Source organism: Streptomyces aurantiogriseus, from assembly GCF_014649375.1.
Taxonomy (GTDB): Bacteria; Actinomycetota; Actinomycetes; order Streptomycetales; family Streptomycetaceae; genus Streptomyces; species Streptomyces aurantiogriseus.
Window position 1 is genome coordinate 177818 of the sequence record NZ_BMSX01000006.1, and the last position, 24341, is coordinate 202158.

Annotated in this window: 23 protein-coding genes, 6 tRNA genes and 1 pseudogene; 10 read left to right on the forward strand and 20 right to left on the reverse strand. The window is 72.3% G+C overall.

Translation table 11 applies throughout. The annotated features are described in order from the left end of the window. Positions 1–235: 235 nt before the first annotated feature. Together IE263_RS15380 and IE263_RS15385 are read right to left on the reverse strand one after the other, a co-directional pair. A tRNA-Val gene (locus IE263_RS15380) sits at positions 236–307 on the reverse strand. Positions 308–385: 78 nt separating this feature from the next. Continuing rightward, entirely contained in the window at positions 386–841 is a 456-nt protein-coding gene (locus tag IE263_RS15385) for a TIGR02611 family protein (RefSeq protein WP_189936618.1), read from the reverse strand. 191 nt (positions 842–1032) lie between these two features. Between IE263_RS15385 and IE263_RS15390 the strand changes: the two genes are divergently transcribed. Both IE263_RS15390 and IE263_RS15395 read left to right on the forward strand, forming a co-directional pair. Then, positions 1033–1446, forward strand: a complete 414-nt coding sequence (locus IE263_RS15390; protein ID WP_004002642.1) for an SsgA family sporulation/cell division regulator — start codon at positions 1033–1035, stop codon at positions 1444–1446. A 228-nt stretch (positions 1447–1674) separates the two neighbouring features. Beyond that, positions 1675–2235, forward strand: a complete 561-nt coding sequence (locus tag IE263_RS15395; RefSeq protein WP_189936620.1) for a CGNR zinc finger domain-containing protein — start codon at positions 1675–1677, stop codon at positions 2233–2235. A gap of 94 nt (positions 2236–2329) precedes the next feature. Here IE263_RS15395 and IE263_RS15400 read toward each other — a convergent pair whose 3' ends face one another. Then, positions 2330–2518, reverse strand: coding sequence for a hypothetical protein (locus IE263_RS15400; RefSeq protein ID WP_189937029.1), 189 nt, complete (start codon positions 2516–2518; stop codon positions 2330–2332). Between the two features lie 185 nt (positions 2519–2703). Next, positions 2704–3147: a hypothetical protein gene (locus IE263_RS15405; RefSeq protein ID WP_189936622.1), complete on the reverse strand. Its 444-nt coding sequence runs from the start codon at positions 3145–3147 to the stop codon at positions 2704–2706. Positions 3148–3391: 244 nt separating this feature from the next. Here IE263_RS15405 and IE263_RS15410 point away from each other — a divergent pair, with 244 nt between their 5' ends. Continuing rightward, positions 3392–3943 carry a DsbA family protein gene (locus tag IE263_RS15410; protein WP_189936624.1) on the forward strand — a complete coding sequence of 184 codons (552 nt, stop codon included), beginning with the start codon at positions 3392–3394 and terminating at the stop codon, positions 3941–3943. Positions 3944–3952: 9 nt separating this feature from the next. On the opposite strand, the gene IE263_RS15415 is transcribed toward IE263_RS15410, so the two are convergent. The 3 genes from IE263_RS15415 to IE263_RS15425 all read right to left on the reverse strand — a co-directional run bounded on the left by IE263_RS15415 (position 3953) and on the right by IE263_RS15425 (position 6792). After that, entirely contained in the window at positions 3953–4777 is an 825-nt protein-coding gene (locus tag IE263_RS15415; RefSeq protein WP_189936626.1) for a GNAT family N-acetyltransferase, read from the reverse strand. Between the two features lie 72 nt (positions 4778–4849). Beyond that, the gene (locus tag IE263_RS15420) at positions 4850–5671 is read right to left on the reverse strand and encodes an aminotransferase class IV (protein WP_189936628.1); all 822 of its coding nucleotides are present in this window, start codon (positions 5669–5671) and stop codon (positions 4850–4852) included. 35 nt (positions 5672–5706) lie between these two features. Beyond that, positions 5707–6792, reverse strand: coding sequence for a chorismate-binding protein (locus IE263_RS15425; RefSeq protein WP_189936631.1), 1086 nt, complete (start codon positions 6790–6792; stop codon positions 5707–5709). Positions 6793–6969: 177 nt separating this feature from the next. Here IE263_RS15425 and IE263_RS15430 point away from each other — a divergent pair. The 5 genes from IE263_RS15430 to IE263_RS15450 all read left to right on the forward strand — a co-directional run bounded on the left by IE263_RS15430 (position 6970) and on the right by IE263_RS15450 (position 7425). Further along, positions 6970–7042 (forward strand) — tRNA-Gly (locus tag IE263_RS15430). 38 nt (positions 7043–7080) lie between these two features. Then, positions 7081–7154 (forward strand) — tRNA-Cys (locus IE263_RS15435). A 1-nt stretch (position 7155) separates the two neighbouring features. Beyond that, positions 7156–7227: transfer RNA gene (locus IE263_RS15440), tRNA-Val, on the forward strand. A gap of 20 nt (positions 7228–7247) precedes the next feature. Next, a tRNA-Val gene (locus IE263_RS15445) sits at positions 7248–7319 on the forward strand. A gap of 34 nt (positions 7320–7353) precedes the next feature. Beyond that, positions 7354–7425, forward strand: a tRNA-Val gene (locus IE263_RS15450). 53 nt (positions 7426–7478) lie between these two features. Here IE263_RS15450 and IE263_RS15455 read toward each other — a convergent pair. The 4 genes from IE263_RS15455 to IE263_RS15470 all read right to left on the reverse strand — a co-directional run bounded on the left by IE263_RS15455 (position 7479) and on the right by IE263_RS15470 (position 10067). Continuing rightward, positions 7479–7742 carry a TFIIB-type zinc ribbon-containing protein gene (locus tag IE263_RS15455; RefSeq protein ID WP_189936633.1) on the reverse strand — a complete coding sequence of 88 codons (264 nt, stop codon included), beginning with the start codon at positions 7740–7742 and terminating at the stop codon, positions 7479–7481. A gap of 81 nt (positions 7743–7823) precedes the next feature. Continuing rightward, complete coding sequence (locus tag IE263_RS15460) at positions 7824–8762, reverse strand: phosphotransferase family protein (RefSeq protein WP_189936635.1); 939 nt, start codon at positions 8760–8762, stop codon at positions 7824–7826. A gap of 635 nt (positions 8763–9397) precedes the next feature. Continuing rightward, the gene (locus tag IE263_RS15465) at positions 9398–9592 is read right to left on the reverse strand and encodes a hypothetical protein (RefSeq protein WP_189936637.1); all 195 of its coding nucleotides are present in this window, start codon (positions 9590–9592) and stop codon (positions 9398–9400) included. Positions 9593–9791: 199 nt separating this feature from the next. Further along, on the reverse strand, positions 9792–10067 hold the full coding sequence (locus IE263_RS15470) for a DUF8836 family protein (protein ID WP_189936639.1): 276 nt from the start codon (positions 10065–10067) through the stop codon (positions 9792–9794). Positions 10068–10263: 196 nt separating this feature from the next. Between IE263_RS15470 and IE263_RS15475 the strand changes: the two genes are divergently transcribed. After that, positions 10264–11667, forward strand: a complete 1404-nt coding sequence (locus IE263_RS15475) for a serine/threonine-protein kinase (RefSeq protein ID WP_189936999.1) — start codon at positions 10264–10266, stop codon at positions 11665–11667. Between the two features lie 10 nt (positions 11668–11677). Here the strand turns inward: IE263_RS15475 and IE263_RS15480 are convergent, their stop codons facing one another. The 9 genes and pseudogenes from IE263_RS15480 to IE263_RS48540 all read right to left on the reverse strand — a co-directional run. Continuing rightward, positions 11678–12496: a TrmH family RNA methyltransferase gene (locus tag IE263_RS15480; protein WP_189936641.1), complete on the reverse strand. Its 819-nt coding sequence runs from the start codon at positions 12494–12496 to the stop codon at positions 11678–11680. 64 nt (positions 12497–12560) lie between these two features. Next, entirely contained in the window at positions 12561–13793 is a 1233-nt protein-coding gene (gene cobA, locus IE263_RS15485) for a uroporphyrinogen-III C-methyltransferase (protein ID WP_189936642.1), read from the reverse strand. Between the two features lie 145 nt (positions 13794–13938). After that, complete coding sequence (cobT, locus tag IE263_RS15490; RefSeq protein WP_189936644.1) at positions 13939–18255, reverse strand: nicotinate-nucleotide--dimethylbenzimidazole phosphoribosyltransferase; 4317 nt, start codon at positions 18253–18255, stop codon at positions 13939–13941. A 366-nt stretch (positions 18256–18621) separates the two neighbouring features. Beyond that, entirely contained in the window at positions 18622–19830 is a 1209-nt protein-coding gene (gene cbiE, locus IE263_RS15495; protein WP_189936646.1) for a precorrin-6y C5,15-methyltransferase (decarboxylating) subunit CbiE, read from the reverse strand. Positions 19831–19925: 95 nt separating this feature from the next. After that, the gene (locus IE263_RS15500) at positions 19926–20564 is read right to left on the reverse strand and encodes a GNAT family N-acetyltransferase (RefSeq protein WP_189936648.1); all 639 of its coding nucleotides are present in this window, start codon (positions 20562–20564) and stop codon (positions 19926–19928) included. A gap of 184 nt (positions 20565–20748) precedes the next feature. After that, entirely contained in the window at positions 20749–21576 is an 828-nt protein-coding gene (locus IE263_RS15505) for a MetQ/NlpA family ABC transporter substrate-binding protein (RefSeq protein WP_189936650.1), read from the reverse strand. A gap of 86 nt (positions 21577–21662) precedes the next feature. Continuing rightward, positions 21663–22400, reverse strand: a complete 738-nt coding sequence (locus tag IE263_RS15510; RefSeq protein WP_189936652.1) for a methionine ABC transporter permease — start codon at positions 22398–22400, stop codon at positions 21663–21665. Then, the gene (locus IE263_RS15515; RefSeq protein WP_189936654.1) at positions 22397–23440 is read right to left on the reverse strand and encodes a methionine ABC transporter ATP-binding protein; all 1044 of its coding nucleotides are present in this window, start codon (positions 23438–23440) and stop codon (positions 22397–22399) included. Before IE263_RS15515 ends, IE263_RS15510 begins: the two co-directional genes overlap by 4 nt. 399 nt (positions 23441–23839) lie before the next feature. Further along, positions 23840–23947 (reverse strand): annotated as a pseudogene (locus IE263_RS48540) (HAD family hydrolase); the annotation flags it as partial. Positions 23948–23980: 33 nt separating this feature from the next. Here IE263_RS48540 and IE263_RS15520 point away from each other — a divergent pair. Continuing rightward, positions 23981–24340, forward strand: a complete 360-nt coding sequence (locus IE263_RS15520) for a hypothetical protein (RefSeq protein ID WP_189936656.1) — start codon at positions 23981–23983, stop codon at positions 24338–24340. The last annotated feature ends 1 nt before the right edge of the window (position 24341 follow it).

The window sequence follows — 24341 nt, forward strand, 5'->3', positions numbered from 1 at the left end:
CCGCCGCCGTCAGGGATCCGCTGCCGACCGCCACCGTCGGGGGTTCTTCCGTTGCCATCGGAGTCCCGCCGTCGGGGTTCGTCCACCGTCGAAGGTTCCGCCGTCGTCGGAGGCACCGGTTTCAGCGGGCCGGCGGGGATGTCGGGCCGCTCCCCACGCCGCACACCACCACGAACCACCCGGCACAGACGACGGCGGCCCGTCTGCTCTGTCGCAGACGGGCCGCCGTCCCGGGTGGGCGATACTGGGTTCGAACCAGTGACCTCTTCGGTGTGAACGAAGCGCTCTCCCACTGAGCTAATCGCCCGGGCGCAGGAAGAACATTACCCCAAGTCAGGCTATGCCTGTGACCACAGCCGGCCGGTCCCCACGCCCTCGCCGGGGATCACTGGTTCTTGATGTTCCACGGCATCTCGAAGCCGAACTTCCACAGGTAGATGCCCACGATCACCGCGATGATCACCAGGCCGACCGAGGTGAGGATGATGTTGCGGCGCCGCACCTTGGGGTCGAGAGCGCGCGCGGCCGCCTCGGTGACCTTGCGCTTGGTCCAGCGCAGAACCAGCTGGGCCCAGACGAACTCGGTCGCCCAGATCGCCATGCCGCCGAAGATCACGACCCAGCCGGGACCGGGCAGCGGCAGCATGATGATGCCGGCGACCACGACCGCGAGGCCGACGACGAAGATCCCGACCTGCCAGCTCAGATGCAGTATGCGGCGCGCCTTGATGAACTCCGGCGCCCGGGAGCCGAGCCCCTGCTCCTGCTCCTCCGCCGTCCCTTCGGTCCCCGCGTCGTCCGCCATGGCTACCTCGCCCGGCTCGTCACTCCCCGTATTCATACGGCCAAACCCTACCCGAGAGATTCCGGTCACCGTAATGGTGGTACTTCGCGAACGCTCTCTCGGCCGGAAGAGTTACGTAAACGCACGCAAAACACGCAGAGGGGTTTACAACGGCACCGTAGGTGGCATGTCGATTTCGCCGACGTGCGAATCCCCGAGCGCACACTGAGCGAAAGGCCCTGGCGCTTATGAACACCACGGTCAGCTGCGAGCTGCACCTGCGCCTCGTTGTGTCGAGCGAGTCCTCCCTGCCTGTCCCCGCAGGCCTGCGGTACGACACGGCCGACCCCTACGCCGTGCACGCCACCTTCCACACCGGAGCCGAGGAAACCGTCGAGTGGGTGTTCGCCCGCGACCTCCTCGCGGAGGGCCTCCACCGGCCCACGGGCACCGGCGACGTCCGCGTCTGGCCGTCGCGCAGCCACGGTCAGGGCGTCGTGTGCATCGCCCTGAGCTCCCCCGAGGGTGAGGCCCTGCTCGAGGCCCCGGCGCGGGCCCTGGAATCCTTCCTGAAGCGGACGGACGCGGCCGTGCCCCCCGGCACGGAGCACCGTCACTTCGACCTCGATCAGGAGCTCTCGCACATCCTGGCGGAAAGCTAGGGCGAGGCTCACAGAGCCGCCCGGCGCCGTCCACTCGGGGAGACGGCTCGGGCCAGGACACAACCGCATAGGGCAGCGCCGGCGCCGCGACACGGGTCTCCGTGTCGCGGCGCCGGCGTGTCCTGCCCTGAGTCCGGGATCGACCGCCCGTGGCTTGACGGCCCGGTGCGGCTACCATCGGCCAGCATCGGCGGGCGCCCGCCCGACCCCCAGGCCAGGGAGCGAAACGTGCTGATCACCCACGACACCCGGTGCGCGCTCGATGCCGTGGTGGATCTGGTGAACACCGCACCGGAGGACGACACCACCCCGGACGCGCTGCCGGACCTCGCCGCCCTCGAGGATTTCGTACGAAAGCACGAAATCAGTGACGTCGGTGTGCTCTCCGAGTTCGACCTGTCGGCGGTGCGCAAGATCCGCGGGCGGTTCGCGGGGATCTTCGCGGCACCGGACGCCCGTGCCGCGGCAGGACTGATCAACGAGCTGGTCGCCGCCGCGGGCACCACCCCCCGGCTCACCGATCACGACGGCTACGACTGGCATGTGCACTACTTCGCGCCCGGCGCCTCGGTGGCCGACCATCTGGCGGCCGACTGCGGGATGGCGCTGGCCTTCTTCGTGGTGGCCGGGGAGCAGGAGCGGCTGCGGCGCTGCGAGGCTCCGGACTGCCGACGTGCCTTCGTCGATCTCTCCCGCAACCGCTCCCGTCGGTACTGCGACAGCCGCACCTGCGGCAACCGCCTCCACGTGGCCGCGTACCGGGCGCGCCGCAAGGAAGCGGCGGGCTGAGGCAGGTCTCGCCGGTACGAACGTCGTCCGCCTGCGGGAGGGCGTCGATGCCGACGCGGCCCCGGCGGGTGGCGCCGGGGACCGCGGGTACGGCTCACAGCAGCAGCAGATCATGCAGCGAAGCCATGAGCAGCAGACACCCGATCACCGCAAGGAAGATCATCAGCGGTGGCTGGGAAAGGGCGAAGAGGCACCCGCGCGGCTCGTCCTGAGGTGGCGCGGCCTCGCTCTGTGTCGTGTCCAGCATCTCGCGGGCGATGATGACGCAGGCGGCGCACGTCACGCGATCAACACGCCCGGATTGAGCGGGTGTTCGCCGAATTCCGTGATGTCCGTTTCCAGCCGTGATCGCTTCCGCGCGTGCGCGGCTCGACTGTGTCGTTTCCGTCGCGGCGTGACCGTCCTGTGCAGGGCCGTTTCATGGACGGCGCCGCCGCGGGTGCCGTACCTGTCGGGCACGGCACCGCTTCATATGCCGTGCTTCTTGAGGATGGCCTCGATGTCGCTGAAGTCGTCGGAGGCGGTCGCCCGCGGTGCGGTGGCGGGGCGGGAGGCCGGACGAGAACCCTGGCCCAGGGAGGGCGCCGAAGCGGTCGGGGCCACGGCCCCGCTCTCCGCGGACCGCGCCGCCGCCCTGCGCTCCTTGCGGCTGCCGCCACGGCGGCGCTCCACGGCCCGGGTGGTCGCGAAGAGGGCCCAGGCCCCGCCGAGCACACCGAAGCCGGCCCAGGCCGTCGGGCTGAAGGCGGTGTCCGCGGCCCACTCGACGACACCGGTCATCACGAGGCCGAGCGGGATGAGGGAGTAGGCCGCGATACGGGCGGCCGTCAGGAAACGCCTGCGGTAAGCCGTGACCGCGGCGATGCCCAGGCCGGCCGCGGCGACGGCGGAACAGACGGTCTCGGCAATCATCCGGTCCTCCAGACACGGCACACACGGACAGGGGCGACTCGACTCGGCGCCACGGCACGGCAGCGCTTCGTCCCTTCCATCCTGCACCTGCGCGGTGCTCCCGGGCCATGCCCGGAGCGGACATCAGGGACATCTCCGGGTCGCCTCCTCCGCAGGTGCCGGTCGGCCTCGTACAGGGGGAGCGGGCGGTCCGGAGCAGGCGGTCCGGATCGGGCGGTCGGAGACGGGCTGGGAGACTGGTGGCATGAGCGACTCCTCCCCCGCCTCCACCCCGGCGCCCGTACCCGCCGTACCCGCCCCTTCCGCCGTCGTCCTCGACGTCTGGTGCGAGCTGCAGTGCCCGGACTGCCGCAGCGCCCTCGACGACCTGCGCGCCCTGCGCGAGCGCTATGGCGACCGGCTGGAGCTGCGGCTGCGGCACTTCCCGCTGGAGAAGCACAAGCACGCCTTCGCCGCCGCGCAGGCCGCCGAGGAGGCCTTGGAACAGGGGCGGGGCTGGGAGTACGTCGAGGCCGTGCTCGGCCGGGTCGAGGAGCTGGACCGTAAGGGAGAACCCTTCCTGGTCGAGGTGGCCGGTGAACTCGGTCTCGACGCCGAGGAGTTCGACACCGCGCTCATCGACGGGCGGCACATCCTGATCGTGGACGCCGACCAGGCCGAGGGCAAGGCGATCGGGGTCACCGGCACCCCGACGTACGTCATCGGTGGCGAGCGCCTGGACGGCGGCAAGAGCCAGGAAGGGCTGCGCCGGCGCGTGGAGGAGATCGCGGACCGGCTGCTGGCCGAGGCCGGGTGAGCCGGGGCCTCAGAGCAGGTTCTTGTACATCGAGTAGCCCACGGGCACGTACCCCAGCGACTCGTACAGGCGCTCGGCAGGGGTGTTGCCCGCGAAGACGTTGAGGCCGAGCACCCGTCTGCCGGCGGCCACCGTCTGGGCCTCGGCCAGCAGCATCAGGGAGCGGCCGTGGCCCCGACCGCGATGCTCCTCGTAGGTCTCGACGTTGAAGACGAAGGCCTTGTCGTCGGGGAAGGCGAGCCACAGATCGCCGACCGGGCTGCCCTCGTGCTCCAGGACGCTGATCCGTGCGTTCTCCGTCGCCAGGCCCTGGGGCAGCGACCGCGCGTAGTCCTGCAGGGCCTTGGCCCGTGCCAAGGCCTCGGGCACGTCCCGGTCGATCCAGTCCTGCGCGTACCCCGCGATGCCGCGCTCGCGCCACGGGCCGTACTCGGCCTCCGTCATGGGCCGGGCCCTGCTGCCCTCGGGCAGTCCGGGGGCGACGGCGCCCAGCTGCTTCTCCATGCCTCGGTTGCGGTGGACGTAGCCGAGCGCCGTGGCGAGCCGCAGTGCGGCTCCCGCGTCGGCCGGCACCCTGATCTCGACCTGTCGGCAGCCCCAGCCCCGGGCCACCTCCTCGGCGGCGAGCGCGGCCACCGCGCCCCGGCCTCGGCCGCGGTCCGCCTCCTCGATGCGCAGGTCGTCGATCTGGGCGACAGTGGGCCCGAAGCGGGCAGGGGTCGAGACACGGACCGCTCCGACGGGGCGGCTGTTCACGCACACCTGGTAGTGGCGGGACAGGGAGCCGTCGGCGGCACGCTGAAGCGGCTCGGTCGGCCGCAGGGTGGTGGTCATCAGGGGGGTTCTACCCGCCGTACGGGCCGAAGTCATGTCGTTTTTCCGTAGCGGCCCCGGCCCGCCAGGCGACTACGGGTCCAGGTCGTCCCCCGCGCGCTCGTCGAAGATCCGCATCGCCTTGGCGGTCACCGGCCCGGCCGGGCCCGGGAGTTCGCGGTCGTCGACGCGGTGCACGGCCTGGACGTCCCGCAGGCTGGAGGTCAGGAAGACCTCCTCGGCCTGCTGGAGCACCTCCAGCGGCAGATCGGTCTCCTTGGCGCCGGTCCACTCGACGGTCAACGCGCGCGTGATGCCCGCGAGGCAGCCGGAAGCGAGCGGCGGGGTGTGGATCTCGCCGTCGAGGACGACGAAGACATTCGACCCCGTGCCCTCGCAGAGCTGCCCGACGGTGTTGCCGAACAGCGCCTCGGAGGCGCCGTGTTGGTGGGCGCGGGCCAGCGCGACGACGTTCTCGGCGTACGAGGTGGTCTTCAGGCCGGTGAGCGCGCCGCGCTCGTTGCGGGTCCAGGGGACCGTGATCACGGCCGTGGAGTCGGGGCGGCGGCTGGTCTCACCGAGGGCGACGACGAGGGTCGGGCCGTGTTGGCCACGGTCGGAGCCGAGGGGGCCGTGGCCGCCGGTGTAGGTGATGCGGAGGCGGCCGAGCGGCATCGGGTTGGCCTCGAGGACGGCGGCGCAGGCGCGGCGGACCTCGTCGTGGTCGGGGTCGGGTAGGCCGAGGCCGCGTGCCGAGAGGGTCAGCCGGTCGAGGTGGCGGGTGAGCGCGAACGGCCTGCCCTCCACCGCCTTCACGGTCTCGAAGATGCCGTCGCCCACGGTCAGCCCGTGGTCGAAGACGGAGACGCGGGCGGACTCGATGTCCTGCAGCCCGCCGTCGAGCCAAAGCTTCACTGGTCTCTACCTCGCAAGGATGTACCGGGCACCTGTCATCGGCCGGGGGGCGGGAAGTCGGCCCCCGGGTCGGCACAGAACGTCAGTCCCTCTTCGCTCACCTCGTACGTCCCCGACGCTACCGCGAGCAGTCGGGCCGCCTTCAGCTCGGTCTCCCGCCACTCCGACTCGGGGTCCGAGCCCCAGGTGATGCCGGCGCCGGTGCCGAAGCGGAGCACGCCTTCGGCTCGGTCGATCCAGAACGTGCGTATGCCCACGGCCAGCTCGCCGGTGCCGCGGTCGGCGTCAACCCAGCCGATGCCACCGCAGTAGGGGCCCCGGGGCGCGGTCTCCAGGGCGTCGATGATCCTCAGGGCGCTCGACTTGGGCGCGCCGGTGACCGAGCCGGGCGGGAAGGCGGCGTCTAGCAGCTCCGGCCAGCCGGCGCCCTCCCGCAGCTCACCGCGGACGGTCGACACCAGATGGACCAGGCCCGGATGCTTCTCCACCGCGCACAGGTCCGGGACGGTCACGCTGCCGGTGACGCAGACCCGGCCGATGTCGTTGCGGACGAGGTCCACGATCATCACGTTCTCGGCGTAGTCCTTGTCGAGGAGGTCCGCCTCGGTCCGCCCGGTGCCCTTGATCGGCCCGGACTCCACGACCCGACCGTCCCGGCGCAGGAAGAGCTCGGGGGACGCGGTGGCGATCTCGACGCCGTGCCCGGGCAGCCGGATCGTTCCTGCATAGGGTGCCGGGTTGCCTCGGGCCAGCAGGGCGGTCAGCGCGTCCACGTCGGCGCCGGGCGGGACGGGCGCCGACAGCACACGGCAGAGGTTCGCCTGGTAGACCTCGCCGGCCGCGATGTGCTCACGGATACGGCGCACACCGGCCGTGTACGCGGCGCGGTCGAGGGACGACTTCCAGTCACCGGCCGCGGGTCCCCGCCACTCCCCCGGCACCGGCGCCGGCACGGGCTCCACGCGCACGTCCGCGAAGCGGGCGCAGGTCAGGCGGCCCTCGAAGTCGGCGGAGACGGCCCAGAATCCGGTGGACTCCAGGGCCGCGGGGTCGTCGGTGACGTCGAGGAGGCCGGTGGCGACACGGTCGCCGAAGCGGGCGAGAGGAGGGAGGTCGAGCACGGTGTCGAGTCTAGGGCGGGTGTCCTCGCGGTGGCCCGGGCGTGTCCCGGAGGGGGCCTGAGCAGGTCCTCGGCGGAACGCAGCGCAGCACGCTGCACAAACGCGTTTTTGTACTGGCCCAGGAATCCGCTAGAGTTCAACACGTCGCCGGGACGCGGAAGCCGACCGAAACGACAGGCGGACGTAGCTCAGTTGGTAGAGCGCAACCTTGCCAAGGTTGAGGTCGCGAGTTCGAGCCTCGTCGTCCGCTCGAAGGACGTAGGGATCTTCCCGGTCCCCTACACTCCTGGTGGAGTGGCCGAGAGGCGAGGCAACGGCCTGCAAAGCCGTCTACACGGGTTCAAATCCCGTCTCCACCTCCAAGGACGATTAGCTCAGCGGGAGAGCGCTTCCCTGACACGGAAGAGGTCACTGGTTCAATCCCAGTATCGTCCACTGGATCTTCGGATCCTCCCGCGCGATTAGCTCAGCGGGAGAGCGCTTCCCTGACACGGAAGAGGTCACTGGTTCAATCCCAGTATCGCGCACGCAGCACTCACGACCCGCGGGTCGTGGTCCCGAGGACGATTAGCTCAGCGGGAGAGCGCTTCCCTGACACGGAAGAGGTCACTGGTTCAATCCCAGTATCGTCCACACACCGGAGCCCCCGGCCGTCGATGCGGCCGGGGGCTTCCTCGTGTGCGGACTCAGCTGGAGAAGAGCATGTGGCCGAAGCTCTTGTGGCGCTTGTGGCCGTAATGACCGCCGTGGCCGCCGTGCGGGGCGCCCCAGGCGGGAGCGGGCGGGGCGGGCGGGGGCGGAGCCGGCTGGGACCACTGGGACTCCAGGCGGGTCAGCGCCTCCAGCTCGCCGTAATCGAGGAAGATCCCCCGGCAGTTGGAGCACTGCTCGATCTGGACGCCGTTGCGGTTGTAGGTGTGCATCGGGGCGTGACACTTCGGACACTGCATGGTTCGGCTCAACTCCTCGCCGGTCGGTCCTGCTTCGTGTATCGCCAGGACAGACTCTGTCCGGCTGCGGTCGGTTGCACCCTACTTCGCGGAGCTTGGCGCCAACTGCGGAGGTACGGACACCATTCGGGCACAGGCGTCGACGAGGGACTGCTCGACCTCGTCCAGGGGCCGGTCCCGCGCGAGTGCCTTGGTGAGGGCGCGGGCGGCGGTCTGGACGGTGAGGGCGCGGGCCGGGACGTCGAGGGCGGGCCAGGGGTCGCCGTCGGCGGGGACGGCCGGGCCGTCCCCCTCGCGGTAGGCGGTCAAAAAGCGGGTCCACTCGTCGGGCGGGAGCAGGCCGCAGGCGTACCAGGCGGCGGGGCGGGCGAGGTCCCACGCCGGGACGCCCGCGCCGAGATCGTCGACGTCGATGAGTCGCCAGGGGCCGTCGGGGGCGGGGTGGCGGACGAGCTGACCCAGGTGGAGGTCGCCGTGACAGAGGGTGGTCGTGTCGGGCATGGGGGCCTCGGCGCGGGCCCAGGCGGGGAGGCGGCTCCAGGCGTGCAGAACGGGAGCGACGGCGGGATGGGGGCCGGCATCGCGGAGGCGGGCCACGGCGTGGGCGGCTTTGGCGGGGCCGCGCATCGGGGGAAGGGGGATCGTCGGGGCGGGGGTGCGGTGGAGACGGGCGAGGAGGGTGCCGGCTGCTTCCCAAGGGGCGGCGTCCGGATCGTCCGGATCCACCGGGGCTCCGTACGGCCAGAAGGTGATGAGGCGGCTCTGGAGGGGGGTGGCTGTCGGGGTGAGCGGGGCGAGGAAGACGTCGGGGAGGTGGGCGGCGGTGGTGAGGCGGGGGGTGAGGTCGGTGGGGGTCGTGTCCGGGGCGTGGGCCTTGGCGACGGTGTCGGCGTGGCGGACCACGGTGGCGTCCGGGCGGTCGGCGAGGGTGGCTGCACCGCAGGGGCAGGTCGACGTGCGTTCGTGAGCCTGGGCCCGGGCTCGGAAGGTGAGCTCGGCGAGGAGGGGGGTGGCGGTCACGGGGCTCCCTGGGCGTGCGGGTCTGTGGGCGAGCGTACGCAGGTGAGCTTCGCCGGGGTGTGTCGGGTGGCCGGGGTTGCAGGTGGGTTGCGGCGTGCAGCCCGGCGCTGACGGGGTGCCGCCTTCTGCGGGTCGGGAACCGCACGACTGCCCGCGGAGTGACGACAGGGCGGGCGCCAGGAGCGCCGGTGGCCCGGCGGGCCGGGCGGTCCCGCGACGCGCGGCTGCCCGCCGGTGCACGCCAGGGCGACTCCGCAGTGATCCGCGTAGGCCCCACCGGCACAGGGGTGCCGGTGCCCCCTCCCCCCGCCAGGCGTGCGGGCCGTCGCCTCTGCGGGCGGGCGGACTGCACGGCTGGGCGGTGGGTGACTGCGAGGCGGGCGGTCGCTCGGAGCTGTGCGAGGGGTGGGTGGGAGCCGCGGTCTGGTGGGGCACCTGTGGTGGGCGGCGCAGGGAAGGCAGGGGGCCGGGATCGGTGGGGGTGGATCGGGGTTCGGTGCCGGGGGAAAAGCAATGCCGGCGCAGCTCCCCAGCTGCGCCGGCATTTTTGCCGTCCGCCGCACCCCCGTCCCCACGGGGTTTCATATGGGTGGATGTCCCCGCCCGGACCGCTCTTCCGGGCCTGGGGTCGCCGCTCAGCGCCCCAGCATCACGCCCACGGACGACGCCTGTGTGGCCACTGTCTCCCAGCCGTCGAAGACGAGGAGGAGAAGGGCCGCCAGGGGGAGGGCCATGAGTGTCGCCACCAGGGGGTGGCGGCGGCCCTGACGGCGCGGGCGCTCGGTACGTCCCTGCGTGCGGATCAGTGTCCGCGGTGCCGTGTGGGCCATGGTCCCTCTCCTGACCGTTGTCGGTCTGTCGTTGGCAGCGGCGGGTGTCTGACCTCGGGGGACGAGTGCTGCACCCGCCGCTTGACCTCAAATCTAGGCGCGTGGGGGGCGCCGGGCGTCATGCCCTCGTACCGATTGGCGGGCCTCCCGGAGGATGAGCCATGACCTGCGGAGTACTCCCCTGGGTGGAGACGGCGGCCTAGGTCTCGGGGTCTTCCCGGAGGGGTCGTCCGGTACCGCTCGGCTTTTCCGAGTTGTCCTCGCGGGGGACCGGCTGCTCGACCAGGGCGAGGACGCGGTTCGCCATGAAGCGGGCCGTACGGACGACAGCCCCGGTACGCGTGACTTCGCTCACTTCCACCACCCCTCGGCGTACCGCCGTCTCCACGCGGCGGCCCGCCCTGCTGGCCACCACCTCATAGGTCCGCGTCGTGTCGCCGGCGTCGACGACTATCTCCACTCGGTCACCCTTCACGGGTTCAATCCCCCTTCTGTGACAGGTGGTTGAGGTCACAGGGTGGGCAAAGCACGCCTGTTCGCAGGCCCCCTGACCACCCTTCAATTCTCCCACCCGGCACTGACAATCGATCGGGCCGAGAGGGCGCGGCCTCTGCGCGCGAACGGCCGTGGAAACGTAAGCTGTGCCACGTCACACGGACCGGGCAGCGGGGATGAACATGGCGATGATGCGCCTGAGGCGCGAGGACCCGCGCGTCGTCGGCTCGTTCAAGCTTCACCGACGGCTCGGCGCGGGCGGGATGGGCGTCGTCTATCTGGGTTCCGACAAGAAGGGGCAGCGGGTCGCGCTGAAGGTGATCCGGCCGGATCTGGCCGAGGACCAGGAGTTCCGCTCGCGGTTCGCGCGGGAGGTCTCGGCGGCGCGGCGGATCAGGGGCGGGTGTACGGCTCGGCTGGTCGCGGCGGATCTGGACGCCGACCGGCCGTGGTTCGCCACGCAGTACGTGCCCGGCCCCTCCCTGCACGACAAGGTCGTCGACGACGGGCCCCTGGGGGCCGCCGAGCTCGCGGCGATCGGGGCCGCGCTGTCCGAGGGGCTCGTGGCCGTGCACGAGGCCGGGGTCGTGCACCGGGACCTGAAGCCGTCGAACATCCTGCTCTCCCCCAAGGGGCCGCGGATCATCGACTTCGGCATCGCCTGGGCGACAGGGGCCTCCACGCTGACGCATGTCGGTACGGCGGTCGGCTCCCCCGGCTTCCTGGCGCCCGAGCAGGTGCGCGGCGCGGCGGTCACGCCGGCCACCGACGTCTTCTCGCTCGGCGCCACGCTCGCGTACGCCTCGACGGCCGACTCGCCCTTCGGGCACGGCAGTTCCGAAGTGATGCTGTACCGCGTGGTGCACGAGGAGCCCCAACTCCACGGTGTACCGGACGCTCTGGCTCCGCTGATCCGGGCCTGCCTCGCGAAGGATCCCGAGGAGCGGCCCAGCACCCTCGATCTGTCGCTGCGGCTCAAGGAGATCGCGGCCCGTGAGGCCCAGGGCATGGCCGACGCGCGCCCGCCCGTGCCGCGGGCCGGTGAGGCGGACCGGCCCACCGGGCGGCTGGCCGACCCCGGTCTTCCCGAGCGGACGCTGCGCCAGCCGGGCACTCCGGTACCGCGGAGCGGGGTGCCGTCCTCGCGCGGGGCGGTGCCGCCTCGGGGCGGTACGCCGTCGCGGGGCGGGAGCACCTCGCGTGGCGGCGGGGCCTCGTCGTCGCGGCCCGGGGCCCGGCCCACCCCCGCGTCCCGGAACACACCTGCCGCACGGAACACACCCGCCGTACGGAACACCCGTCCCGGCAGCGGAAGCCGGCCGGCGCCCCGCAGCGGGGCCGGCCGCCCGGCGCCGAGGTCCACGGGGACCGGGCGGCGGCCCGCCAATCCGCGGCTGCTGCGGCAGCGGCTGTTCGTCTTCGTCGTCGTGACGCTGCTCGTGGCGGTCGGCATCGCCCTCGTTCAGGGCTGCCAGGGACCGGCCCAGGGACTCGGGGGCGGCGACGACCGTGTCGTACGGCAGCCGTCGCAGGCGCAGGAGGACGTACGGCCGGAGTGGGGCGGGGCCCTGGACGGGTAGCCCCTGAGGGCTACGTCCGCGGGCGGCCCGTGGCCACCGCGTAGAAGGCGACCGCGGCCGCCGCGCCCACGTTGAGGGAGTCGACGCCGTGGGACATGGGGATGCGGACCCATTCGTCGGCGGCGACCAGGGCCTGGGTGGAGAGGCCGTCGCCCTCCGCGCCCAGCATGAGGGCGACCCGGTCCATCGTGTGCGGGGCCGCCTCGTCCAGGCTGCGGGCCTTCTCGTCCGGGGTGAGGGCGAGGAGGGTGAAGCCGGCCTCGCGGACCGAGTCCAGCCCCTTGGGCCAGGTGTCCAGGCGGGCGTACGGCACGGAGAAGACCGCGCCCATGGAGACCTTCACGCTGCGGCGGTAGAGGGGGTCGGCGCAGTCCGGGGAGAGCAGGACGGCGTCCATGCCCAGGGCGGCGGCCGAGCGGAAGATCGCGCCGATGTTCGTGTGGTCGTTGACGGATTCCATGATCACGACCCGGCGGGCGGTGCGCAGGAGCTCGGCGGCCGTCGGGAGCGGCTTGCGCTGCATGGAGGCGAGGGCGCCGCGGTGGACGTGGTAGCCGGTGACCCGTTCGGCGAGCTCCGGGCTGACGGCGTACACCGGAGCCGGGAGCTCCTCGATGACGTCGCGCATGACGTCGACCCACTTGGCGGAGAGCAGCATCGACCGCATCTCGTAGCCGGCTTCCTTGGCCCGTCTGATGACCTTCTCGCCCTCGGCGATGAACAGGCCCTCTGCGGGCTCGCGCTTGCGGCGCAGCTCGACGTCGGTCAGGCCGGTGTAGTCGCGCAGGCGCGGGTCGGCGGGGTCCTCAACGGTGATGAGATCGGCCACAGGGTGATACTGCCTTGTCCTGGGTGTGGTGCCAACGGCTCGGTACGGGTTCTGTTACCCGGGGTTACGCCGACGTCCGCGGGCCGACGGTGACGACCTCGCCGATGACGATGACCGCCGGAGGCTTGACCTCCTGGGTGCGGACCGTCTCGGCGACCGTCTCGAGGGTCGCGTCGACACGGCGCTGCGCTGCCGTCGTGCCCTCCTGGACCAGGGCGACGGGGGTGTCGGCGGGCTTCCCGTGCGCGACCAGGGTCTCGGCGATCTTGCCGATCTTGTCGACGCCCATCAGGATCACCAGCGTGCCGGTCAGCTTCGCCAGGGACGGCCAGTCCACCAGGGAGCGCTCGTCGTCGGGGGCGACATGGCCGCTGACCACCGTGAACTCGTGGGCGACACCGCGGTGGGTGACCGGGATGCCGGCCGCGCCCGGGACCGAGATCGAGCTGGAGATGCCCGGGACGACCGTGCAGGGGATGCCCGCCTCGGCGAGCGCCTGGAGCTCCTCCATGCCGCGGCCGAAGACGTACGGGTCCCCGCCCTTGAGGCGGACGACGGACTTGCCCTGCTTGGCGTGCTCGATCAGCGCGTTGTTGATGGCCTCCTGGGCCATGTACCGGCCGTACGGGATCTTCGCCGCGTCGATGACCTCGACGTGCGGCGGGAGTTCGGCGAGGAGGTCGCGCGGGCCCAGGCGGTCGGCGATGACGACGTCCGCCTCGGCGAGGAGGCGGCGGCCGCGGACCGTGATCAGGTCCGGGTCGCCGGGGCCGCCGCCGACCAGGGCGACGCCGGGGGTGCGGGTGCGGTGGTGGGGTGCCACCAGGGTGCCGTCGCGGAGGCCTTCGACCACCGCGTCCCGGATGGCGGCGGTGTGGCGGGGGTCGCGGCCCTTGGCGTTCGTGGTGAGGACGGCCACGGTGACGCCTTCGCTGGTGCCGGTGGCCGGGGTCCAGGCGGTGGCCTTGTCGGCGTCGTCGGAGCGGACGCACCACACGCGGTGGCGCTCCGCTTCGGCCGAGGCCTCGGTGTTCGCTTCCGTGTCGCTGGTGGCGATCAGGGCGTACCACGCGTCCGCCAGGTCGCCTTCCCGGTAGGGGCGCCGCTCCCAGCTGATCTCACCCGCGTCCGCCATGGCCTCGACGGACGGGGTCGCCTCGGGGGATACGAGGAGGATGTCCGCGCCTGCCGCGATCAGTGCCGGGAGGCGGCGCTGGGCGACCTGGCCTCCGCCGAGGACGACGACTCGGCGGCCGGTGAGGCGGAGGCCTACGGGGTAGGCGGGGTTTTCGGCCATGAGGGTGCGGCTCCTCGAACGGGCGTGCGGTGGGCGCTGCGGCTCTGGAGCGGCCCTGACGTGCGGATTTTAGATCGCGTTCAGCGTACGGCGGGGGTGGGGTGGGTGCGACGGTGCGCGTACCCACCCCACCCCCGTCCCGGGTCTACTTCTCGGTGACGCCCGCCGAGTCGAACGTCGCCACCTCGTGCATCGCTCTCGCCGTGCTCTGCACCAGCGGAAGCGCCAGCAGCGCGCCGGTGCCCTCGCCGAGGCGGAGGTCGAGGTCGACCAGGGGGCGAAGGCCCAGTTTGTTGAGGGCGGCGACATGGCCCGGTTCGGCGCTGCGGTGGCCCGCGATGCAGGCCGCGAGGACCTCGGGGGCGATGGCGCGGGCGACCAGCGCGGCGGCGCCGGCGCTGACCCCGTCCAGGATCACCGGCGTACGGAGGGAGGCGCCACCCAGGAGGAGGCCGACCATCGCGGCGTGTTCGAAGCCGCCGATCGCGGCGAGGACACCGATGGGGTCGGCCGGGTCCGGCTGGTGGAGCTCGAGGGCGCGGCGGACGACCTCGGTCTTGCGGGCGAGCGTCTCGTCGTTGATGCCGGTGCCCCGGCCCGTCACCTCGGCGGGGTCGGCGCCGGTGAAGACGGAGATGAGGGCGGCGGACGCCGTGGTGTTCGCGATGCCCATCTCGCCCGTCAGCAGCGCCTTGTTGCCGGCCGCCACCAGGTCACGGGCCGTCTCGATGCCCACCTCGATGGCCTGCTTGGCCTCCTCGCGGGTCATCGCGGGACCGGTGGTCATGTCGGAGGTGCCGGCGCGGATCTTGCGGGGCAGGAGGCCGGGGGTGGCCGGGAGGTCGGATGCCACACCGACGTCCACGACGCAGACCTCGGCGCCGACCTGGGTCGCGAAGGCGTTGCACACCGCTCCCCCGCCCAGGAAGTTGGCGACCATCTGGGCCGTCACCTCCTGCGGCCACGGGGTGACCCCCTGGGCGTGGACGCCGTGGTCACCGGCGAAGATCGCGACGGCCGCGGGCTCCGGGATCGGCGGCGGGCACTGACGGGACAGGCCGGACAGCTGGGCGGAGATGATCTCCAGCATGCCGAGCGCGCCGGCCGGCTTGGTCATGCGCTTCTGCCGCTCCCAGGCCTCGCCGAGCGCCTTGGCGTCCAGCGGGCGGATCCCGGCGACGGTCTCGGCGAGCAGATCGTGCGGGTCCTCGCCGGGCAGCGCGCGACGGCCGTACGTCTCCTCGTGGACGACCCACGACAGGGGGCGGCGCTTGGCCCAGCCGGCCTGCATCAGCTCGGGCTCGTCCGGGAACTCGTCGACGTAGCCCACGCACAGGTAGGCGATGATCTCGAGGTGCTCGGGCAGGCCGAGGGCGCGGACCATCTCGCGCTCGTCGAAGAAGCTGACCCAGCCGACGCCGAGGCCCTCGGCGCGGGCGGCGAGCCAGAGGTTCTCGACGGCGAGCGCGGCGGAGTACGGCGCCATCTGCGGCTGGGTGTGCCGGCCGAGGGTGTGCCGGCCGCCACGGGTCGGGTCGGCGGTGACGACGATGTTCACCGGGGTCTCGAGAATGGCCTCGATCTTCAGTTCCTTGAACTGCTTCGCCCGGCCCTTGGGCAGCGACTTCGCGTACGCGTCGCGCTGACGCATCGCCAGTTCGTGCATCGCGCGGCGGGTCTCGGCCGAACGGATGACGACGAAGTCCCAGGGCTGCGAGTGGCCGACGGAGGGCGCGGTGTGGGCGGCCTCCAGGACGCGCAGCAGCACCTCGTGCGGGATCGGGTCGCTGCGGAAGCCGTTGCGGATGTCGCGGCGTTCACGCATGACCTTCAGCACGGCCTCGCGTTCCGCGTCGTCGTAGGCGGGCGCGGCGGGGCCGGTGGGCTGTCGTACTTCTTCCACCGGGGCCGTGCTCTCTTCCTGGTCGGCGGCCCTGGTGTCCAGGTCCTCCGGGTTCTGTGCGATGTTCGGGTCGGGCTCGGGCTCGGGCCGCACATCCGGGACGGCGGCCGCGACCGGGGCCTCGCCTTCGCGGGGGGCGGGGACCGTCGCGACGGGGGGCTCGGCTGCCGGGGCGACAGGGACCTCGGCCTGTACTTCGGGGGCCTGCGACCCGGGTGCCTGCGATTCAGGAGCCTGCGCTTCAGGTGCCTGCGGTTCAGGAGTCTGCGCTTCAGGTGCCTGCGGCTCGTCCGGGAGGACGAGGGGGTGCGGTGGGGTCGGAGCGAGGTGCGGAGTGGTGGGCACCATGCCCTCCACCGGCACGAACTGGCCCAAGGGGGGCTCCGGTTGGGGCTCGGCGGGGGTGGCGTCGGCGGTGGGGGCGGGCTCGGTGGCGGCTGCGGAGTCGATGACGGGGGCGGGCTCGGGCTCGGTGGCCTGCTCGGGCTCGGTGGCGGGCTCAGGCTCCTGGGTGGCCTCCGCCTCGGCCGTCACCGGGGTGGCAGCCGCGTCCGGGAAGTGAGACGCCGGGTCCGCGATGTGGGTGGGTGCAAGGGGCGCGTCCGGGGACTCCACCTGCTGGTCCGGCTGCGCGTCCGTGATGGGGTGGCCCTCCGGTGCCGGCTCGACGGGCAGTTCCGCCGCGGACTGCTCCTGCGGGACCTGCTCGGCCTCGGCCTGCTCGAGGGCCGGCTCGGCGGGGCTGCTCTCGTCGGGAGCCGGGGAGGCGTCCGCGAGGTGGGGAGCCTCGGGGGCAGCGGGTACGGCGGACGCCTCGACGACGGGCTCCTGGGCGGGGGCGGGCGCCTCCGGGACGGGGACGGCTGCTGCTTCGGGGGCGGCGGCGTCCGCATCCGGGGCCGGAGCGACCGGCTCGGGAGCAACGGCGATGGGCTCGGGAGCAGCGGCCACCGGCTCAGGAGCGGCGGCGACCTGCTCCGGCGCGTCGGAGGTCGCGGGCGCTGCTGCCTCGGGGACCTGGGCCGCCGGGTCGGGTGCGGGAGCGGGCTCGGGTGCCTGCACGGCGTCGGGACCGGGAGCCTCGGCGGCGATGCCGGGTGCGGGGGCCTCAGGAGTGTGGGCCGCGTCGGAGGCAGGGGTCTCGGGGGCAGTTCCGGGCACAGGCGCTTCGGAAATCGGCGCCGCGTCAGGGGCGGGCACCTCGGGGACGGCTCCGGGCACAGGCGCTTCGGAAATCGGCGCCGCGTCGGGAGCAGGGACCTCGGGGGCGGCTCCAGGCGCAGGCGCTTCGGAAATCGGCGCCATGTCGGGGGCAGGGACCTCGGGGGCGGCTCCGGGCACAGGCGCTTCGGGATCGGGCGCCGCCGCGGGCGCCGAGGCCTCGGGAGCGGAGGCGGGCGAGGGTGCCTCGGCAGCCTGAGCCGCCTCGGCCGCGGGCGCCTCGGAGACCGGGGCCGACGCGGGCGTCACGGGGACTTCAGTGGCTTCGGTGGCTTCGGCGGCGGGCGCCGCGGGAGCCTCTCCCCCGTCGGAAACCTGAGCCGCGTCAGGGGAGTTCACCTCGGGTGCGGCCTCTGCCACGACCGGCTCGGGCTCCTGGACGGACTCGGGGGTCACGCCGGCCTCCGCCGCGTGCGCGCCCTCGGCTTCCCGCGCGGGAACCGGCACCGCGTCCGCAGGTCCGCCCACGGCCGGCGGGACGGCAGGCTCGGACACCTGGTCGGGACCGGGGCCGGACACGGCAACGGCAACGGGCTCTGCGGCAGGCGCACTCGGCGCCGCCTCCGCAGGCGCCGCGCCTCCCGCCGTACCCTGCGACGCGTCCACACCCGCGGCCTGCGCATCCCCGCCGGTGTACATGGCCTGCGGCGCCGCGTCTCCGTGTCCGGGTTCCTCCCCCTGCGGAGCAGCCGTGGCCGCGATCGCCTCCGTCGCCACGCGGGCCACGACGGCCTGGGCCACGCCCACCGGCTCGGGCTGCTGCTGGGCTGCCGGAACAACCGTTTCCGCAGCCGGCGCCCCGGACGCGACCGGCGCCTGGACGGCGGCCTGGGCGCCCCAGGGGGCCGCGCCCTGCGGGGGCATCTGCTGCTGGTGCGGGACGTCGAGGTACTCGGGGCCGGACGTGGGCGGGCCGGGATGGCGTACCGGCGCTCCGGCGGGGCCGCGGTCGGCGAGGGAGCGGACCGGACTGGCGGAGGTGTCGGGGATGGGCGGGCCCAGGTGCAGAGGGCGGCGCGGCGTGATCGGCGGGATCGGCGTCGACGGCGCCGTCGGACCGGGCAGACGGACGGCGCTGAGGTCGACCGAGCCGCTGTCGCGGCCGGCCGTCTCGTGCGGACCCGGTTCGTGCACGGCCTCGACCACCGGCTCCGGCGCGGGCGGCGCCACCTCGTTGCCCCAGGCGCTCTGGGCACCCGGCAGCAGCAACAGGTCTTCGTCCTCGGCGGTGGTCTCGGAGAGGTAGGTGTACGCGCCGGGCGCGGGGCTGCCCGGCTGCTCCACCATGCCTGCGTTCTCCGGCAGTCCCTCGCCCGGGACCTGGCCGGTGTCGGTCATGCGTACCCCTCGCCCATCGGTTAGTGCTCCTACGACCAGCTCACCCGGAACGGCGCACCGAGCGCCCCGTAGTGAAGAACGAGCGTCCGCGCCCTGCGGCACGAACGACCCGCCCAAAAAGACGACAAAGCCATTCAGTGGCATTGTCGCGGCCGTTGTCACGTCGCGACACCTTGATCCGCGACACTCCGCTGTGGACTGCGCCACGTTGCGCGCCCTCCGGTTCTGCCGTACCACACGCACCCCAAAACGGATGTGTTTTCCGGACATTGACCGACGAAAAGCCGGGTGACCGAATGCGGTACGACGATCGGCCAGCCTACCGCCCGCGGTACGACAACAGGATCACGGGGAGGGCAAATCGGGCTACGCCGTACGGTCGGGCAATACCCCGCTGAGCAGGAAGGCGACGCTCCGTTCCGTCTCCGTCCAGACCCGCGTGTCGAGTTCGACCGCCTGCAGGAGGGCGCACTCGACGTGGTAGCCGTGTTCGGTGAGGTCGCGGCCGACGAGTTCGGCGGCGTCACGGGTCATGGCGTGGGTGACGACGCGCTGTGGCCGGCGGTCGGCGACCGCGGAGACCACGGCCACTCCCCCGCCGCCGACGCGGACGACGTCCGGTTCGGGCAGGTTCTCCAGGACCTGCGGGGCGGTGCCGCGCACGATCTGGAGCTGTACGCCGAAGTGGCGCGCGGTGGCGTCGGTGCGGGCGCACGCCTCCAGGTCGCGGTCGACGGCGATGACGGCCGCCCCCGCTCGCGCGGCCTCGGTGGCGAAGGCGCCGCTGCCGCAGCCGATGTCCCAGACGAGGTCGCCGACGCGCGGCCCGAGACGGGCGAGTTGGGCCGCGCGCAGCAACTCCGCCTCGCCCTCGCCGAGTCCACCGCCGTACGCCTCGGCGGGCAGGGCCCAGCCGCGCGGCCCGGTGCCCGGGTCGCGGCCCGCGATCCAGCCGCCTTCCCCGGCGCCCACCGGGCCGCCGATGACGATGACGACGTTGGGGTCGCGCCAGGTGTGGTCGGCGGCCTTGTCGGAGGTGACGACGCTGACCTGTTCGCGGTCGGTGCCGAGTTCCTCGCAGACGACGAAGGTGCGGTGGACGCCCTCCAGCAGCAGGCCCAGCTCGGCGGGTCCGGCGCCGGGCGAGGTGAGGACGGCGACCTTGGTGTGGGCGCGGCACACATTCACCGCGCGTCGCAGGGTGCGCCGGTGTGCGACGACCACCTGGGCGTCGTCCCAGGGCATACCGGCGCGGGCGAAGGCGGCGGCGACGGAGGAGACGGCCGGCACGACCTCGACCTCCAGGCCGAACTCGGGGGCGCGCAGGGTGCGTACGACGCCGAAGAAGCCGGGGTCGCCGTCGGCGAGGACCACGGCGGTGCCGCGGTGACCGGCGATGCGACGGGCGGCGAGGGCGACGCTGCCGAGGCGGATGCGTTCGGCGGCGGGCGGCACCTCGGGCAGCGCCAGGTGGTGGGCGGCACCGGCCACGAGCGTGGCGGCACCCAGGGCCGAGCGGGCCGCGGCGGTCAGCGGCGAGCCGTCCCAGCCGATCACCGTGACGCGGTCGGCCATCGTCGTCAGTCTCCCGGAGGTTCACGCAGGCAGCGGGCTTCGTGAGGGTACCTGGTCGAGCCGGTCCGGGCGGCGGCGGTGCCGCGAGTCGGGGATCAGTTCCAGTCGGTGTACGACGGGTAGCCGCCGCTCTCCGCGAGCTGCTCCCCGGCGCCCTCCAGGTCCTCCGGGAGCAGGCTCCACACGATGAAGTCGGTGCGTACCTCGGTCCAGGTGCCGTCCCCGGCGCGGGCGCGCGCTATGCAGGCGTTGCGCAGGACGCCCTCGCTGATACAGCCGATCTTCTGCGCGACCTGCTGCGAGGCGGTGTTGTCGGCGGCCGTGCGCAGCTCGATCCGCTCGAACTTCTGGTCGGTGAACAGCCATTGGGCGGTGGCCAGGGCCGCCTCGGAGGCGTAGCCCTCACCGCGGGCCCAGGGGGCGATGATGTACGACAGTTCGGTGGAGCGGACGTGCCAGTTCGTCTTGGTGAGCTGGATGACACCGACGAGCCGCTGGGTGAGGAACTCGGTGACGGCGAGGTCGAGGCCGCGGCCCGCGGACCGTTCGGTGGGGGCGTACTCGGTGATCCAGCCGCGGGCGCCGGCCTCGGTGAAGGGCTGGGGAACGTCGGTCCAGGCCGTGATCTGCTCGTCGTTCATCATCTCGGCCAGAGCGGGCACGTCGTCCTCGTCGAGGGGACGCAGCACCAACCGCTCCGTGCTGATGGAGATGGTGGGGAAGGTGCTCGTCATGCGCCGCTCCGTAACCTTCGAAACCGTCGGGGGCCGACCTGCCTGACCGTCAGGCCCGCTGAACTGCCCAGCATGCAGCATGAAAGCACCGCGACGCACCACGGGGTCGACTCCAAGTGAAGGAGCGGACCCCGTGCGTGCACGCGTCAACCGGGTGCGACCGGCAGGACCGGGCCCCGGTGCCTCAGAAGGAGGCGATGACAGAGCCGGCGTACTTGTCCTGGATGAACTTCTTCACCTCGGCGGAGGTGAGGAGCTGCGCGAGCTTCTTCACCCGCGGATCGTCCTCGTTGCCCTCCTTGACGGCGAGGAAGTTGCCGTACGGGTTGTCCTTGGCGGACTCCAGGACGAGGGCGTCCTCGGCGGGCTTCAGGTCGGCCTCGATGGCGTAGTTGCCGTTGATGACGGCGGCGTCCACGTCGTCCAGGGAGCGCGGGGTCTGGGCCGCCTCCAGCTCCTTGAACTTGAGCTTCTTGGGGTTCTTGGTGATGTCGGCGGGGGTCGCCGCGTTGCCCGCGCCGTCCTTGAGGGTGATGAGCCCGTTGGCAGCGAGCAGCTTCAGGGCGCGGGCCTCGTTGACCGTGTCGTTCGGGACGGCGACGGTCGCACCGCTCTTCAGGTCGTCGGCGCTCTTGACCTTGTGGGAGTAGAGGCCGAGCGGCTCCAGGTGGACCGTGACGACGGGCACGACGTGGGTGCCCTTCTTCTTGTTGAAGTCGTCGAGGTACGGCTGGTTCTGGAAGTAGTTGGCGCCCACGGAGCCGTCCTCCGTCGCCGTGTTCGGCGTGACGTAGTCGGTGAACTCCTTGACCTCCAGGTCGAGCCCCGCCTTCTCCGCCAGGTTGTCCTTGACGTAGGTGAGGATCTCGGCGTGGGGGGTCGGGCTCGCGGCGACGATCAGCGGGCCGCTGGTGTCGGAGCCGGAGTCCTTGTCCGCGCCGCAGGCGGTGAGCCCGAGGGTGAGGGCTCCGGCGGCGAGGACGGCGGTGGTGATCTTGGCGGTGTTACGCACGAAAAGTGCCTTTCCTGAGGGGTGGTGCGGCCCCGCTGCGGGTGTGCGGGGAGTCTGAGGTGGGATGGCGCGGACCGGCGCCGGGCTCACGCGACCTTGCTGATGTCCGCGGCCGCGGGCTCCTTGGCCTTCAGCAGCCGCAGCCGGGGCCCGGGACCCGAGCGGCCGCCGCGGCGGTGCAGGGAGCGGGCCGCGAAGTCGCCGGCGAACTGGATGAGGGAGATCACGACGGCCAGGACCGCGACCGTGATCCACATCAGCTCGGTCTCGAAGCGCTGGTAGCCGTAGCGGATGGCGATGTCGCCGAGGCCGCCGGCGCCGACCGTGCCGGCCATCGCGGAATAGCCGATGAGGGCGACGATCGTGGTGGTGGTGCTGGAGATCAGCGAGGGCAGCGACTCGGGTACGAGGACCTTGCGCACGACGGTCCAGGTGTTGCCGCCCATCGCCTGCACGGCCTCGACGAGTCCGTCGTCCACTTCGCGGACAGCCGTCTCGACAAGGCGGGCGAAGAAGGGGATCGCGCCGATGGCGAGCGGCACGATGGCGGCCTCCCGGCCGATGGTCGTACCGGTGAGGGAGCGGGTGAAGCCCATCAGGGCGACCATCAGGATGATGAACGGCATCGAGCGGGCGACGTTCACGACCTGCCCGATCACCTTGTTGGCGACCACGTTCTGCAGCAGGCCGCCCCGGTCGGTCAGGACCAGGAGGATGCCGAGCGGGAGGCCGCCGACGACGGCGACGACCGTGGACCAGCCCACCATGTAGAGGGTGTCCCAACAGGCCTGCTCCAGCAGGGGCTGCATCTCGTTCCAGGTCACTTGGCACCGTCCTTCACCAGCAGGGGCTCGCGGTCCGAAGCGCCCGGCACGTCGATCTGAAGACCCTGTTCACGCAGGAAGCCGATCGGCACCACGTTGTCCTCGTAGCGGCCGGGCAGTTCGATGCGCATCCGGCCGACCTGGAGGCCGCCGACGGTGTCGATGGCGGCACCGAGGATCGAGATGTCGATGTTGTAGGTGCGCGAGAGCTGGGAGATGACCGGCTGGGTCGCGGCCTCACCGTGGAAGGTGACGTCGACGACGGTGCGGTCGTCGCCGCCGGCCTCGCCGCCCACCGGGAAGAGCGCGGCGGCCAGCTCGGAGCCGGGGGTCGCGAGCAGCTCGCTGACCGTGCCCGACTCGACGACACGGCCCTGCTCCATGAGCGCGGCCGAGTCGCAGATGCTCTTGACCACGTCCATCTCGTGCGTGATGAGCAGGACGGTCAGGCCGAGTTGCCGGTTCAGGTCGCGCAGCAGCTGCAGGATCGAGCGGGTGGTCTCCGGATCGAGGGCGCTGGTGGCCTCGTCGGAGAGCAGCACCTTGGGGTCTCCGGCGAGGGCGCGGGCGATGCCGACGCGCTGCTTCTGGCCGCCGGAGAGCTGAGCGAGATAGGCCTTGGCCTTGTCGGCGAGGCCCACGAGGTCAAGCAGTTCGAGGGCCTTGCGGGAACGTTCCTTCCCCGACCGGCCGAGGATTTCCAGCGGCAGTTCGACGTTGTCCTGCACGGTCCGCGAGGACAGCAGGTTGAAGTGCTGGAAGACCATGCCGATACGGCTGCGCGCCTGTCGGAGTTCCCTGCCCGCGCGCGGACCCCGGCCCGCGAGGGCGGTGAGGTCCTGGCCGGCGACGGTGACCGTGCCGGAGGTGGGGCGCTCCAGGAGGTTGATGCAGCGGATCAGCGAGGACTTGCCGGCGCCGGACTGGCCGATGACGCCGTAGACCTCGCCTTCGCGGACGTGCAGGTCGACGCCGTCGAGGGCGGTGACCTCACGGCCGCGGGAGCGGTAGACCTTGGTCAGGCCCGTGGTGGTGATCACTGGGGTTTCCGTCACTGTCGAGTGCGCGGGGCGTGGGTGTGCCCGGGCACGGGTGCAAGTCGTTCAGGGACGCGACACGGTTCTCGCTGTGGCGCTGAACCGGGGAGAACATGTGCGCGGGGCGGCGTCAGTCACGTACGGCAGACAGCGCACGGACATGCCACGGCGTCTCGCTTCGGGGCGCGAGCTCGGGGGTGGTGCAGGGGCCCTCTAGAAGGCGCACATTCGACACATACAACGAGCACCGGGCGTCATGGTCGCCTCGGTCGCAAGGGTGCGGCTGCTCGTCGTGGTCATGCGATCAGTAAACCAGACGTACGGTCCTGACAAAGCCGCGCTGTCCGCATGGTGGACAGCCGTGGACAGTCCTCGGAGGCGGGTGGGGGCCGCCGCCGGCCGGTCGGTGACCAGTGCGGACAAGGCGGACAGGTGCCGCAGCTCCAGGCCGGTGCCGAGCTCGTGGGCCGCGCGCGTTGTGGCCAAGGCCACGGTGGTCATCCCGGCCGCAGGGGGCCGATTACGCCGTAATAAGGTCGCTGCATGCTTGATGTCCTGATGCTGGTGACCGGTGTCGCCGCGCTGTTGCTCGCCGCGTGGTGCGGCTGGGCGGCCTACCGTGACCAGCCGACGAAGGACTGGCACTTCATCGGAATGGCCGTGGTCTCGGTGCTGGCGCTGGTGCAGCTGGTGGTCGGGATCGTGCAGTTGGCGCGGGGCGAGAAGCCGGAACAGGGCACGACGATCTTCGTGGCGTATCTGCTGGGGGCGTTCGCGTGTGTACCGGCGGCGGGGTTCATGTCGCTGGCCGAGCGGACGCGGTGGGGCTCGGTGACGGTCGCGGCCGGAGCGGTCGTCCTCGCCGTCCTCGAGGTGCGGCTCTATGACATCTGGGGAGGCTGAG